This window comes from Paludisphaera rhizosphaerae (assembly GCF_011065895.1).
Classification (GTDB): Bacteria; Planctomycetota; Planctomycetia; order Isosphaerales; family Isosphaeraceae; genus Paludisphaera; species Paludisphaera rhizosphaerae.
On sequence record NZ_JAALCR010000017.1, the window covers coordinates 88,008 to 102,554 of the forward strand.

Here is a 14,547-nt window from a genome sequence, read left to right on the forward strand (position 1 = left end):
CCGGCCGGAGGATGCGGTCGAGATGACATGAAGGATGGGGAGGTCAGCCCGGGATTCCGTATTTCTGCTCGAAGGTGAAGCCCGCCACGCGACGGATCGCTTCGATCAGCAGCGGTTCGCGCTGCTCGGCGGGCATCGCCGCCCAGCGGTCGCTCGTCGAATTGCCGAAGAGCAAGGTGGAGGCGTGCCTCGTCGGATCGGCGTCGACCGCCGGGTCGAGGTCGTAGAAGTCCAGGCTGCGGCGCAGGCGGTCCACGTCGGCCGGCTCGCCGGTGACGAACCGCCAGTCGCAGAGGCCGGACTGATGGCGGTCGGCGCCGTAGATCGAGGCGAACATCCGCAGCGACCGGGGGTCGTCGCGCTCGGGGTCGATCGAGAGCGAGACGATGGTCAGCCGATCGCCGAAGACCGGCGAGAGCTTCTCGCGCAAACCCTTGAGCGTCTGGCTCGTTCCCGGGCAGGTCCCCCGGCAGACGGTGTACATCGTGTTGACGATCAGAGCCCGGCCGTCGACGAACGCCTCGCGGAACCGCAGGCGGCGGCCGAACTGGTCGACCAGCGGGACGTCCGCGAAGCGATCGCAGCGCCGGGGGGGACGCGGGAGGGGATCGGGACTGGGATCGTCGCCCAGCGTCGTCAGCAGGTTCCAGAGCCATCCGGCCATCGGAGCGTTCCTCTTGAGGTGGGGCGTGTGGGCCGGTTCAACCCTTGGACTCAGGTTTGGGAGCGGCGGCCTTGGTCTCGGCGTCGCGTCTCTTGCGGTCGTGGATCAGGTCGTCGACGTCGCGGGCCGGTGTGCCGGGGACCGGCGGATACTCCCAGGGAGGCTCGCCCACGCGGAGGTGGTCGGGGTCGGGCTGGTGCGTCAGGTCGTCGCCGTGGGTGCGAGAGTCGGGAGCGACGTTCGCCCTGAGACGGTGGTCGAGTTCGCGGTCCGCGGCGGTCAGGTCGCCGTGGATCGGGTCCGCGTAGTCGCGGTCGACGGGCTCGAAGTTAAACATCATCCGCATGTCTTCGTGGTCCACGTTATGGCAGTGGAAGACGAAGGGGCCGTTCCAGGTGCGGAACCGCATGCGGATCCGGGCGATCGTATTGGGGCCGAGGACCTGGGTGTCGTGCAGGCCGATCTGGTCCCCCGCGTCCATCATCTCCAGGATGTCGACGAGGTTGCCGAGCCGAGGGATGTTGGGCGGGTCGCGGAGGTCGACCACGTCGTCGGCGGCGAAGTCCTTCTGGTAGCTGACGAGTTGGTGGCTTTCCAGGTGGATGTGGATCGGGTGCCACCAGCCGCCGCCCCCGTTGCGGAGGACCCACTCCTCGACCGAGTTGCTGGAGGGAGTGGCGTTGGCGATCGTCGGGTCGTAGAACCGGCCGTTGATCCGCCAGGCGCCCTTGCCGCGTTCGAAGATGAACTGGCGGACCACCTGGACTTCCTCGTCCTTGATCGGCTCGTGAGGGTTCAGGCAGGTGCCGTGCTTGATGGAGGCGTCTTCCTTCTCATCGAGCGGGGCGCCCCGGACGATGATCTTCATGAGCGCGACGGGCCGGTTCGACTCGGCGAGCTTCCCGGGGCGGACGAGCGGATTGGCGCCGGGGGCGACGTCGAACGGGACCGGAAGCACGCGGGGATCGCCGGGGTCGTCGAGCTTCACCCGGGGGCCGCGGCCGTCGGTCTGGGCCATCGTGTTGACCAGATAGAAGACCGCCTCGTCGTCCTTCCCGAGATTCAGGTCCTTCGTGAGTTCCTTGAAGTCGACCACCAGGTCGGCCCGGTTGGCCATCGGCAGCAGGAGGCTCGTGGCGGTCCGCGCCTTGGGCCAGAGCCACGAATCCTTGCCGATCCGGAGGAACGGCTTGGCGACGCTCTCGAAGTCGCCGCCGCCAGCCGCGGCGGCCGCGCATTCGGCGTCCGCGGCTTCAGCCGGCGCGGGGTCGTCGCCCCGGCGGAGGGCGTCGTAGTCGGCCTCGGAGAGGAACCGCAGGCGGTAGATCCGGGCGTTCGAGCCGTTGAGGAACCGGAATCGGTACTTGCGGTTCTCCACGCAGAGTTTGGGCCAGGGCGTGCCGTTGAGCAGGAACGTGTCGCCGAGGTAGCCGTTGTGGGCGTTCGTGTCGAAGGCGATCTGCCCCGTGTTGTAGTCGATCACCTTGTCCTGGATGACGATGGGGATGTCGTACGGATTGTGGTAGGGCTCCTTGCCGCGCAGGTAGAAGCCGGGGCGTTTGGGGTCTTCCAGGTCGGCCACTTCCTTCGGGTCGGTCTTCAGGCCGTACAACTCGGGGTCCTGGCATGACTTCTCGCGCTCGCCGGGAAGGACGCCGGAGGCGATGAGTTCCAGCTCACGCTCGCTGAAGACCATGACGAAGCCGGCCAGACCCTTGGAGACGTTGTACGCGGTGCAGTCCATGCCGTGGTCGTGGTACCAGCAGGTCGACTGCGCCTCGGCGACGTCGGGGATGTAGCCGCCGCTGTTCGAGGAAAGGACGGCGTCGCCGGGCTTCGGTTCGGTCTCGGGCTTCTCCTTGTCGCGTTCGATCATCGGGGCGATGTTGGGATAGAAGTAATCCCGCGACTTCCCCTGAAGGACGTAGAACGTGGGGAAGCCGTCGCTGTGCGAGGGGTTGTGGCCGCCGTGGAAGTGGATGGAAGTCTCCGTCTCCAGGTGGTTGTGGAACCGGACGACCGTCGGCTGGCCGATCCGCATCCGAAGCGTCGGCCCCGGAACCATCCCCGCGTAGGTGTAGAAGAGAGTGGGAAATGGTAGAGGGTCGATGGGAACCCGGGCCTCCTGGATCGGGATCTTGAAGCACTTGACCGGGAAGCCGCCCCAGTTGTCGACGTCTTGCCGCGGATTCCCGTCCTTGTCGACGAGATGCCGATGGCCGATGATCTTGCCGAAGTGATCTCGCTTGTCGTACCACGCCTTGACGTGGTCCTGCTCGTTCGGGTTGCAGTCGTAGAGCTTCCAGAACGGAGGGGTCATGGCCCACTCGCGGGCGACCCCGTGGAAGCAGTCGCCGATCGGGAAGGCGTCGGTCGGGCCGAAGGCGGGAACCTTCGGCGAAGGGCCTTCCAGGTCCTCGCGAGCGGCGACCGCCGTGGGGCGGGGCGTGGGGGGGATCTGCAAGGGCGTGCGGAAGGCCCAGTTCGGCGGCTCGTCCGCCTTGGCCTTGTCGAACCGGACGGTCGGGTCGTCGAACGGCCCCGGAGGATCCTGCGCCCCGGCGTTGGAGGCGGACGCGCCGGCGGCAGCCGCGGCGGCCGCCCGGATCAGGTCGCGACGGTTCAGCATCGATTCCTCTCCCGACTCAGACCGTTGATTCGACGCCGCCGTCTTTCAGCCCTTCGAGAGGGCCGTTTCCGGGGTGGCTTGACGTGATGAGACACCCGTTTCGGCCTGCGGCGAAGCGATCATTATGATTCTTAACGTATCATGCCAGTGTTTTCTTACGCATGAATGTTTTTTATTGAAGCACGGTGTGGATCGATTCCGTGTAAGGGTGGCCAAAACTTGCACGGCGATTTCGATCAATCATAAAGTAAGGCTAGCCAAAACCGCGATTAAGGCGGAGTCGCGACCGGCTCGACGTCTTCGTCGAGGGCTGATGGGAGACCGGAGGGCCGCTGTCCGGTTAAGCCCCCGCCTTCTTCGGCGCGTCGGCCGGGCGGAGGGCCGGGGGAGGGCCGGCGGGAGGGGCCGGCTTGGCGATCGCGATGCTCAGGCCGATCTCGTTGGCGGCGTCGTAGGCGAGCACGGCGCTTCGGTGGCGGGTGGTGAAGTCGGCCGAGAGCAGCATGGCCTTGCGGTCGGTCTTGTCGCGGGCCTCGCGCAGTCGCTGGACGAGGGCTTCCACCTGGGCGGGGACCGGCTCCTGGTCGATCTTCACGTTCCCCTCGGCGTCGATCTCCACCAGGATGTAGTCGTTCTTCAGGTCGTCGAGCGTTCGGTTGCGGGCCTGGGCGACGGCCTCCGGCGGAGCCTCGGCGGAGGGCTTGGGGATCTCCAGGGTCTTGTAGAGGACCGTCGTGGCCGTGACCAGGAAGAAGAGGACGAGCTGGAACGCCACGTCCACCATCGCCGCCAGGTCCAGTTCCTCGACCTTCTGCGGGCCGGCTCGACGAAGCGAGACCAGGCCCTCGTCTTCCTCATCCTCGTCGCCCTGGCGTTCGTCGTAGTCTCGCGAGCGAGCCGTGGGGAGCGCGACCCGGCTGCTCGACGATCCGGTCGAGGTCAGCCGGTCGGGATGCAGGTCGTCCGGGCCCAGGTCGGCCTCGGAGACGGGGACGGGCTCGGGGATGATAGAGGCGGTCGCTTGCCGGGGGACCGGTTCGTAGGCGATGTCCTCCTCGTCCTCGTCCTCCTCGTAGCCTTCTTCCAGATCCTCGGCGAGTTCCTCCTCGTCGTCCCACTCCCAGTCGGCGGGCGGGGGAGCGTCGTCGCGGACGACCGGGAACGAGAGGTCGCCGCTCTCGACGGGCTCTGGCCGATCCTCGACGGGTGGGACGCGGCGAGCCGGCTCCACCGGAGGTTCGGGCTCAGGCTCGGGTTCGGGCTCGACCTCGTAGACGTCCTTGGTCGGTGCGGCCGGTGGGGGAGGGGCGGCGGCGGGCGGGGCCGCCAGTTCGGGGACGTCGGCGACGCGAGCCCACGCGACGGACGTGCCCGAGGGGCGCACCAGGTCGTCCTCGCGGATGGAGCCCGCGGCCAGGCCGGCGCGGATCTCCTCGGCGGTCAGGCCGCGGGCGAGCTCCAGGCGGTCGGAGTAGAAGACGTCCCAGGACGGCATAGGGTCAACCAATCAGGATGCGATTTCGTGTTCATGACGGCCGGCGTTCGCGCTAAGGCGTCGCGCTCGCTTCCTGGACGCCGACGTGAACGGTGACCCCTTCGACCTGGCTGACCGCCGCGGCGACCTCCAGGACCTTGCCGTGGGGGACGTCGCCGTCGGCCTGAAGGACGACCTTGCGGACCCCCTTGCGGACGGCGTCGTCGACGGCCTTGCGGGCCTGATCGAGCGTCGCGACCGGGCCCTCGCCGTGGCCGAGGAGCAGGTCGGAGTCGCCGCCGGGGACCTTCGGCTTGGCCAGGGTCAGGAAGGTCGCCGCCGATTCCTCCACGCCCACTCCGTGCCGCGCGGGGGGGACGTCCACCTTCTCGCCGCCGGTCATCTGGGTGGAGAAGAGCATGAACGTCATGAGCTGGAAGACGACGTCGACCATCGGCGTCATGTCGATGTGTTCGTCGCGTTCCTCGGTCTCGTCGCGTCGCAGCAGCATGGTCGGAACCTGTCGCCGGGGGAGGGGACTTCAGGAACGCCTCAGCGCGAGGCTGCCGGCCGGGCGGGTCTCTCGGCGGCCGGGGAGGCGGCCTTGCCGGGTTCGGTCGTCTCCATCACGTCGAGCACGTCCTGGAGCTGCCGCTCGGTCCGGTCGCGGAGGCGTCGGAGCCGGGCGTGGAAGTCGTTGCCGATCAGCATCATCGGGTTGGCGATCAGCAGGCCGGCCCCGGTGGCCCAGAGCGCCAGGCTGATGTCGGAGGCCAAGGCGTTGGGACTGACCTTCTCCGAGCTGCCGATCCGGCCGAACGCCCCGATCATCGACGCGACGGTCCCCAGCAGTCCGAGCAACGGGCCCATCCGGACGATCGTCGAGACCGACCCCAGCCGATTCTCCATCTCGGCGACGACCTCGGTGTGGAACTCGCTGACCAAGAGCTGCTTGATCTTGGCCAGCCCTTTGTCACGATTCTTGAGGGCGACCGCCATCAACTGCGCGAGCGCCGTGTGCCAGTAGGCGGGGCTCTGGCAGACGTTCATCGCGGCGTCGTACTTGCCGGCCCTGCAAAGCTCCTGGACCTGCGTCACCAGGGTCTCGGGGTCGCGGATCGTCTTCTTGCGGAGCGTTCGGTAGAGGAGGATCGCGTTGTACGCCCCCCAAACGGCCAGGAACGCCAGGGCGGCGTAAATGATGTAGCCGGACGCGTCGATGATCCGCGTGACGTTCATGCCGGTCGCTCCGCCTCTCCCGATCCCACTGCCGCGACCCGTTTTCCGAGCCGAGCCCGCCCCGACCCTCGAGACGCCCCGACTATTCTCACCGAATTCCTCCATGCTCGGCAAGCGACCCGCGACGGTTGTCGATCGGCGGCCTCCTCGGCGGGTTCAATTGGGTCCGTTTGCAGCCGTCGATTGTGTTGTGGACAGCGTGGAAATTGTTGACTGAAAAGGCTTTGCGGTTGATGCGGGCTTGGCTTCGATTGGCTCGTTCTCAATCCTTCTCGACGCGGTTTCTCCTCAAACGAGGGTATCTCAACTTCCATGCCCGCCACGATCGGCGGACCAAGTTCGGCCTCCGAACCTCTTCGATCCGACGAATTGAGAAAGAGCCGGGCGGACTCTGTCCTTAACTTCAGTATGGGCTCCGATGGTCGATTTCGGCGAAGTACAGGGGATTTCTAGGGAGTTGCACACGACCCGTGTTCAGACCTCCCTTCTCCAACAAGGCAGAGGCGTGACAACAACGCGTCGACTTGAAATTTTGGAAGGCTGGGAACCAAATCCTTGGGACGAGCGAGCTTGCCCAGGTCCCCTCTCCCCTCGCGAGAGGGTGGCCCGAAGGGCCGGGTGAGGGTCGTCGGACCTGTAGGCATGGCCTGGATTGATTGTTTGACGGAACCGTCACGCCCTCCGAAATCCCACGACCCTCACCCGCCGCTGCGCGGCTGCCCTCTCCCGGGGGGAGAGGGGATAAAAGGGGAGCTGACGCCTTCAATCGAATCGGCGGTCTGGACGGCTCGCCCGGGCACCGTGGATGGCGACTCGATCACCCCCGCTTCTTGCCCGAACGCGCCTTGGCCTTCGCCTTGGCCCGGGCGCTCTGGCCTTGCGGGCTGGGAACTGGGCGCGCGGGCCCTCCCTCCTGGGAGGAGCGGAGCTGCTGGATCTTGTCGCGGAGGGAGGCGGCGCGTTCGAACTCCAGCTTCTCGGCGGCGTCGAGCATCTCGACCTCCAGCGCCTGGAGGTATTCCTCGCTGGCGTCGGTGGCCTCGTCGCGGTGGATGGCCTGGCGGGCGGTGGTCCGGGCTTGGATCTCTTCCTCGATCCCCTTGCGGATCGCCTTGACGACCGACTCCGGCGTGATGCCGTGCTCCTCGTTGTAGGCGAGCTGGAGCTGCCGCCGACGCTCGGTCTCGTCCATGGCCCGCTGCATCGAGGGCGTGATCTTGTCGGCGTACATGACGACCTCGGCGTTGACGTGGCGGGCCGACCGGCCGATCGTCTGGATCAACGAGGTCTCGCTGCGGAGGAAGCCCTCCTTGTCGGCGTCGAGGATGCAGACCATCGACACCTCGGGCAGGTCCAACCCCTCGCGCAACAGGTTCACGCCGACGAGCGCGTCGAAGGCCCCCTCGCGAAGCTCGCGGAGGATCGTCACCCGCTCGATCGCGTCCAGCTCGGAGTGGAGCCACTTGCAGCGCAGGCCCTGCTCCTTGATGTACCGCGAGAGGTCCTCGGCCAGCCGCTTCGTGAGCGTGGTGATGAGCACGCGCTCGTTCTTGGCGGCCCGCTTCCGGACCTCTTCCAGCAGCGCCGGCACCTGGCCGCGGGCGGGCTCGATGCGGACGACAGGGTCGATCAGCCCGGTGGGGCGGATGACCTGCTCGACGACCTCGCCGGCGGATGCCGCGATCTCGTAGTCGGCCGGCGTGGCCGAGACGAACATCCGGAGCGACGGCTTGGACTCCCACTCGTCGATCCGCAGCGGCCGGTTGTCGAGTGCGCTGGGGAGTCGGAAGCCGTGGTCGACGAGCGTCAGCTTGCGGCTGTGGTCGCCGGCGAACATGCCCCGGATCTGCGGCAGCGTGACGTGCGACTCGTCCAGGATGAACAGGCTGTCGGGCGGGAAGAAGTCCAGGAGGGTATTCGGCGTCTCGCCCGGCTTGCGGCCGGAGAGGTGCCGCGAGTAGTTCTCGATCCCCGAGCAGTAGCCGACCTCCAGCAGCATCTCCATGTCGTACCGCGTCCGCGCGGAGAGACGCTGGGCTTCCAGCAGCTTGCCCTGTTCCTTGAGCTGTTGGAGCCGCTCCTCCAACTCCTTGCCGATCGCGTCGACGGCCCCCTGGATGCGTTCCTCGGGGAGGACGAAGTGTTTAGCGGGATAGATATAAAGGTCGTCGTGCGTCTGCACGGCCTGGCCGGTGAGGGCGTCGATCGTCGCCAGCCGCTCGACCTCGTCGCCGAACAGCTCGATGCGGTAGCCGAACTCCTCGTACGCCGGCCAAAGCTCGATGACGTCGCCCCGGACGCGGAACTTGCCGCGCTCGAAGGAGATGTCGTTACGGTCGTACTGGATGTCCACGAACTTCAGCAGGAGTTCGTCGCGGTCGACGATGTCGCCGAGCTTCAGCCGGACCATCATCTTGCGGTAGTCGTCCGGCGAGCCCAAGCCGTAGATGCACGAGACGCTGGCGACGACGATCGTATCCGGCCGGCTGACGAGCGCGGACGTCGAGGCCAGGCGGAGGCGCTCGATCTCCTCGTTGATGGAGGCGTCTTTCTCGATGTAGATGTCGCGCTGGGGGATGTAGGCTTCGGGCTGATAGTAGTCGTAATAGCTGACGAAGTAGCGGACGGCGTTGTGGGGGAAGAACTCCTTGAACTCGCCGTAGAGCTGGGCCGCCAGCGTCTTGTTGTGCGACATCACCAGCGCCGGCCGGCCGTACTGGGCGATGACGTTGGCCATCGTGAAGGTCTTGCCCGACCCGGTGACCCCCAGCAGCGTCTGCGCCCCCTTCCTCTCACGCAGCCCGGCCACCAGCTTCTCGATCGCCTGGGGCTGATCCCCCGCCGGCTTGTAAGGGCTGACAAGCTGATAATCGCTCATCGCGTCGGGCCTCGTCGCGGCTAGGAGACGTCCTGATCCAATCTGGTGAACCTCGGTCCAGGCGTCCAAGTATACCGATGCAGGAGGCGAAAGTCTCGCCGGGCCGGAGTTGAAACTCACCGTGAAGGGTCTCGCCTCCCTTTTCCGCGAAGGTTTTCGGGGAGGAGCGGGAACCGTCGGCGTCTGGGCCGTGTCTTCGTGCTACAACGGTCGCCTCAGGGTTGCAGACGGTTGAGGTCGGTGGCCCGGGCTGGGTGCCGGACGTCTTCGCCAACCCAGGGCTGCGACGCTCGGGCCGTTCATTGAACCGCCCCACCGTACATACCATTCCAGAGCCGACCGTTGAAACTCAGGGCTGTTGCATCGAAGGCCGATCGCCCGTGAGGGCGGCGCGACGAGGTTCGGAGAGACTGCTGATGGCGACGACCGGGGAAGGAACCTTGACCCACCAGGCCGCGAGGACCGCGGAGGGGACGGCCGGGGCCGTGCTGGCGGCTTTGAGCGTTTCCCACATGCTGAACGACGCCATGCAGTCGCTCGTCACGGCCGTTTACCCGCTCTTGAAGACAAGTTATGGCCTGAAGTTCTGGCAGATCGGGCTGATCACGTTCACGTTCCAGGCGACGGCGTCGCTGCTGCAGCCGGTCGTCGGGATGGCGACCGACCGCCGGCCCCGGCCGTTCTCGCTCTCCTGCGGGATGGTCTTCACCTTCGTCGGCCTGCTCTTGCTCGCGGCGGCCGACCGCTTCGGCCTGATTCTGCTCGCCGCCGGGATGGTGGGGGTGGGCTCGTCGGTCTTCCATCCGGAGGCCTCGCGAGTGGCCCGGCTGGCGTCGGGAGGGCGGCACGGTTTCGCCCAGTCGTTCTTTCAGGTCGGCGGCAATTTCGGGACGGCCCTGGGGCCGCTGCTGGCCGCATTCCTGGTCGTCCCGTTCGGGCAGGCGAGCATCGCCTGGTGCTCGGCCGGGGCGCTCACGGCCATCGCGATCCTCTACGCAGTGGGCCGATGGTACGAGGGTCGACTGGCCACGCTCCGAGCCAAGCCCCGCCCCGCGGTCGCCGCGACGCACGACGGCCCATCCTCGGCGCGGGTGCGGGCGGCCATCGTGATCCTGCTGGTGCTGATCTTCTCCAAGTACTTCTACATGGCGAGCTTCAGCAGCTATTACACGTTCTACCTGATCCATCACTTCGGGGTCTCGGTCGAGCATTCGCAGATCTTGCTGTTCGTCTTCCTGGGAGCGGTGGCCGCCGGGACGCTCGCCGGCGGGCCCATCGGCGACCGGATCGGCTTCAAGGCGGTGATCTGGGCCTCGATCCTGGGCGTGCTGCCGTTCACGCTGATCCTCCCCTACGCCAACCTCTTCTGGACGGCGGCGCTCACCGTGCCGATCGGCATGATCCTGGCCTCGGCCTTCTCCGCGATCATCGTCTACGCCCAGGAACTGCTCCCCAGCCGAGTCGGCACCGTCGCCGGCCTCTTCTTCGGCTTCGCCTTCGGCATGGGCGGCCTGGGCGCTGCGGTCCTCGGGGTCCTGGCCGACCGGACGAGCATCGAGTTCGTCTACCAGGTCTGCTCCTACCTCCCCCTCCTCGGCATCCTGACCGCCTTCCTCCCCAACCTCCGCCGCTCCCACGCCCGACCAGCCTGAGCCGCTCGCGACCCCGGTCAAACCGGCTCCGATTGGGTTCCTTCGCGACAGGATGCGACGGAACCCAATCGACGCAACATGCGTTTCCGATTCACGTTGGGCCCGCTCACTCAGCTCGATTACGACGGCTTCGTTCGACCACATTTCACCATTGCCCGCACGTCGCCGTCCCACCGACTTTGCTTCGATCGCCGGATTGTCAAAGAGCTCGCTCTACTAACATGATGGCGCAGGATAACGCTGAGCGGACGACCATTCTCGCGAGAATCGGAATAAATCGTCGTTGTAGACGCCTCAGCCCCAAGAAGTGACACCAAGTCGCATGGCATGGGCTGTGTGAATGGATGATTGGAGTCGCGCGTGGTGTCAGGCGGATAGGCGGCACGAACCGACTAACAAATAGGCGATTAGTTCATTTTGGAGTGTTTCCGCTGCCGATCCGCAGAATCAGCATTGTCGTTGAAATCGGTGTTGTCGGAGTTGGGTTCGGGGGGGGGCGGAATGAAGAAGTCGTCGTGTCGAAAGTTAGGGCTGGCGCTGACGCTCGGAACGACCCTAACCGTCGCCGCCCCACGGGCTGATGCTCAGGGCTTGAAGGAACATCTGTTCGGCGTGGGCCACGAACTCGCCTGTGAGGACATCCGGACAGTCGAAGAACTGGCGGCCCTCATCGATCGCCTCGATAAGGAGTTGTTCAAGCACGGCAAGATCGCGGTCAAGTCCCCCGACGTCTGGGGGCAGAACCGGATGACGAAGTTCCGGACTGAGTACGAAGATGAAATGAAGGCCGAGGTCCGCAAGTTTCGGCTCATGTTGCAGGCCTATCAACGCCGGGCCGATACGGCCGCCCTGACGTCGGCGACCACAATCGCGGCGGCCATCCAGCCGACCCCGGCGCGAGGCAGGAGCGGGAGAGGCGACACGACGAACCAGAACGTCACCAACGTCGAGATCCCGGATACGCCGGACATTCCCTCGGGTCTCGTCGCGAACGCGAACACGTTGATCGGCACGATGACGCCCGTCCTGGGCAACCCGGGCGACGTCGCCCGGCTGATGCTGGCGAACAACTCGGATAACGCCGAGGGGTTCGGCCTGGAACCGACGATCGCCCTCGATCAGAAAGCTCGCTACCTGGAACACCTGGCGACCTTGCGGCGGAACAACCTCGGCGACGACACGACCGACCTGCCCGGATATGGCCTCTACCTGATGCGAATGCCCATCTCCCTGCTCCCCGGCGCGGAGTCGCAGAAGGGGAAGGGGGCGTCGGTCACGATCGAAGCGAAGTTCGACCCCACCCCCGATCTCCTGCCGGTCACCTTCCGCAGCGTCGTCGTCCTCGACGCCTCGTATCAGCTCAAGGACGTCCTCAACCGGGCGTTGCACGGATCCATCGTCCTGACCCAAACCAACCCGTCGGATGCGAACGCTGCGACGGCCAGGAACCTGCCGCCGGGAGCCACAATAACCACGAGGTCCCTCGTTCCCACCTCCTCGCCCAACCCTTCCCAGGCCACGCTCTCACCTGTGGAACTGCTCGACGTTTACGGCGGGGCGAACCTGCAGGCCCTGGCGGATGAGCTCAAGGAGGATGAGAAGGACTGGTACCATCACGATCCCAGCATCCTGAGCTGGCTGCTTACCCAGCACTCCAATGCCTACAACTTCTACCGCGACGGAGCCAGACGCGGCGATCCGCTGTTCAGCGTCGAGCAGGTCAACCGGCTGGGCGAACTGGCCTTCCAGCGGCGCTACGGGGAGCTCAAGGCGGCGAGGGCGGAGTTCCTGGGGGCTTTGATCGAGCGTCGAACCGGCATCCCCGTCGACCCGAAGGGGCTGTCGTCGACATGGTCTCCCGGGGATCTCGAGGACGCCGCAGACTTCCGCGATCGGATCGATTCGATCGACATCCTCACGTACGGCCTGATGGTCCAGATGTACTACTTGGATCGTCAGATCAAGTTCGACATGGAAGTGGTCTCCCGCCGGAAGGGGTGCGCCTGCGGCGATCCCTGGGGGCTCGCACTTTTCGAGGCCGATCCGTCCGAGGAGGCGCGAGCCGCGTTTGGATCGTACGTGGCGTGCAAGTGGCCGATCCACGTCTTCTCGCTCGACCCGGCCGTCGACCAGCAGAACCAGCTCGACCTGTTCAGCCGACGAAGCGAGCTGCAACTGGCGCTGGCCGCCGCCGTGGCCAGTGGCGAGGTCAATTTCCGGAACGCGACGACCTACGCTCGCCGGCTTGAGACCGACCTGGCCACGATCGACCTGAACCGCACAGCCGTTGGCTTCGGCGCCGGAGATACCACGTTCGGCTGGCGGTTCCAGCCCAGGATCCAGACGCCTCCCACGCAGAACAACCTCCGCCGCGCCGTGGGGCTGGTCTGGCGGGGCGGACCCGATATCGCCTACGACATCGCGAACCGGCGGATCGAGCCGGGCCCGCGCGAGTGCGTGGCCTGCATCGTGGCCCCCAACTTCGTCCCCCAGCTTCGCCTGACCTCGGTGGCCAACTGGTATGACCTCCAGGGCCACCACATGAACCAGACGATGGAGACGACGGACATGGTCCGGATGGGCGCCAAGCTCCAGGGCGCCCGGGCGGCCCTGGAACGGATCTGCGACGCCCACTCTTATCCGCCGGACCAACTCCAGATGCTCTCGGACCGACTCGACCAGCTCCAGGCGCTGCTGCCGATGAAGGCGCATCGGGTCACTCTCCCATTCGAGGGCGACTTGACGGGTTCGGAGATCTTCAGCTCCTCGAACGCCGGCCTGGCCCCCAAACTGTTGACGTGGTACGGCGAGCCCCAGAAGAACGGCGGCCCCTCGTCGATCTTCATCCTGGGGACCGGATTCAGCATCCACGAGCTGAAGGCAGTGGCCGGCGGCGTCCTCGTCGGCGACATCGAGCTGATGAGCCGCAACGTCCTGCGGATCGCCATCCCGCAGGAGGCCCGGATCATTGAGACGAACGCCAAGGTCGACGGCAAGCCGCGACGCGTGATCGACGTTCACGTCGCCACCCCCAACGGCGTTTCCAACCATCTGCTCGTCGAGGCCGACCCCGCGGACTCCGCCAAGTCGGCCGACGAGGCCGTCGCGCGAAAGTCGGCCTACGCGGTCAACGACAAGACCAAGACCCTGGGCATCGACTACAACCTGATCAAGCTGAATGACGGCAGCGGGCGATTTCGGGCGTCCAACGGCCGGCCGAACGGCACGACGCCGTCGGTCAAAATCAACTGGAGCGCTCCGACGGGGACGGCTCCGAAGCAGCTCCTGGTCACCCTGTACGGCGAGTACAAGGGGGGCCGCCTCATGATCCCGCTCGCTTCGCCCCTAGTCCTCTCGGCGGCCAACGGTGTTTACACGATGACCTCGGACCACGAGAAGGCGATCGCCAACGCGTACGTCGATCAGTTGGAAGGATATGCTTACTTCTCGCAGGACGAACCGCTTCCCGCCCTTAAGATGACCTCGATTCGGGTCAAGCCCGTGGCGACCGACCGCCCTTTCGACGACGTGGTTGAGGTCGAGGCGGACAACGATCTGACGATCCAGCCGAGGCTGGTCCCAGTTCTTCAGGAATCGGCCGTAGGAGCGAGCCAGAACGAGCAGGCGCCGCCACTTCCGCCCTCCCCTGGAATCGCCCCGCGTCTCGAGGACGCCAAACAGCCGGATGTCCCGTCGCCCAACACCCCGCCGTCGGCCGGGCGGGCGGGCGAGGAGCCGCCGACGACGCTGGAGGCTATCGCTCCGTCGGCGTCCGTCCGGCCGAAATCTGTGATCCCTCCCCCGATCACGGCCGCTGCGCGTCGTGATGCCGCGGTCAAGCCGACGGCCGCCCCGGCTCCTATCAAAGAGAATCGCGAATCCATCTTGTCCCGCTTCGGGGTACTGCGGCGCTGAGCCGAGGACGGATTCATCGGCCGATCGAATCGGCGACGCCCCACCCCGGTCAAGGGGGGGACGTCGCCTTCGTTCGTAACGAGCGGCCTGGCGGCC

General features: G+C 66.3%; 8 protein-coding genes. 2 read left to right on the plus strand and 6 right to left on the minus strand.

Annotated features, from left to right (window positions below; translation table 11 throughout):
- Window positions 1-43: 43 nt before the first annotated feature.
- From G5C50_RS21235 to uvrB, 6 genes are all read right to left on the minus strand, one after another.
- Window positions 44-664, minus strand: a complete 621-nt coding sequence (locus G5C50_RS21235) for an SCO family protein (RefSeq protein ID WP_165072701.1) — start codon at window positions 662-664, stop codon at window positions 44-46.
- 37 nt (window positions 665-701) lie between these two features.
- On the minus strand, window positions 702-3,293 hold the full coding sequence (locus G5C50_RS21240; protein WP_165072702.1) for a multicopper oxidase family protein: 2,592 nt from the start codon (window positions 3,291-3,293) through the stop codon (window positions 702-704).
- Between the two features lie 340 nt (window positions 3,294-3,633).
- The gene (locus G5C50_RS21245) at window positions 3,634-4,800 is read right to left on the minus strand and encodes a biopolymer transporter ExbD (protein WP_240907303.1); all 1,167 of its coding nucleotides are present in this window, start codon (window positions 4,798-4,800) and stop codon (window positions 3,634-3,636) included.
- A gap of 40 nt (window positions 4,801-4,840) precedes the next feature.
- On the minus strand, window positions 4,841-5,278 hold the full coding sequence (locus G5C50_RS21250) for an ExbD/TolR family protein (protein ID WP_165072704.1): 438 nt from the start codon (window positions 5,276-5,278) through the stop codon (window positions 4,841-4,843).
- Between the two features lie 41 nt (window positions 5,279-5,319).
- Entirely contained in the window at window positions 5,320-6,006 is a 687-nt protein-coding gene (locus tag G5C50_RS21255) for a MotA/TolQ/ExbB proton channel family protein (protein ID WP_165072706.1), read from the minus strand.
- Window positions 6,007-6,823: 817 nt separating this feature from the next.
- A complete protein-coding gene (gene uvrB, locus G5C50_RS21260) occupies window positions 6,824-8,884 on the minus strand; it encodes an excinuclease ABC subunit UvrB (protein WP_165072708.1) in 2,061 nt (686 codons plus the stop codon).
- A 416-nt stretch (window positions 8,885-9,300) separates the two neighbouring features.
- Between uvrB and G5C50_RS21265 the strand changes: the two genes are divergently transcribed.
- On the plus strand, window positions 9,301-10,536 hold the full coding sequence (locus G5C50_RS21265; RefSeq protein ID WP_165072709.1) for an MFS transporter: 1,236 nt from the start codon (window positions 9,301-9,303) through the stop codon (window positions 10,534-10,536).
- Window positions 10,537-11,037: 501 nt separating this feature from the next.
- Window positions 11,038-14,451, plus strand: a complete 3,414-nt coding sequence (locus G5C50_RS21270; protein WP_165072711.1) for a hypothetical protein — start codon at window positions 11,038-11,040, stop codon at window positions 14,449-14,451.
- Window positions 14,452-14,547: the final 96 nt, after the last annotated feature.

Excerpts from the sequence above, each read along its gene's own strand:
- G5C50_RS21235 (WP_165072701.1), bottom strand. The coding sequence starts at position 664 with ATGGCCGGATGGCTCTGGAACCTGCTGACGACGCTGGGCGACGATCCC.
- G5C50_RS21240 (WP_165072702.1), bottom strand. The coding sequence starts at position 3,293 with ATGCTGAACCGTCGCGACCTGATCCGGGCGGCCGCCGCGGCTGCCGCC.
- G5C50_RS21250 (WP_165072704.1), bottom strand. The coding sequence starts at position 5,278 with ATGCTGCTGCGACGCGACGAGACCGAGGAACGCGACGAACACATCGAC.
- G5C50_RS21255 (WP_165072706.1), bottom strand. The coding sequence starts at position 6,006 with ATGAACGTCACGCGGATCATCGACGCGTCCGGCTACATCATTTACGCC.
- uvrB (WP_165072708.1), bottom strand. The coding sequence starts at position 8,884 with ATGAGCGATTATCAGCTTGTCAGCCCTTACAAGCCGGCGGGGGATCAG.
- G5C50_RS21265 (WP_165072709.1), top strand. The coding sequence starts at position 9,301 with ATGGCGACGACCGGGGAAGGAACCTTGACCCACCAGGCCGCGAGGACC.
- G5C50_RS21270 (WP_165072711.1), top strand. The coding sequence starts at position 11,038 with ATGAAGAAGTCGTCGTGTCGAAAGTTAGGGCTGGCGCTGACGCTCGGA.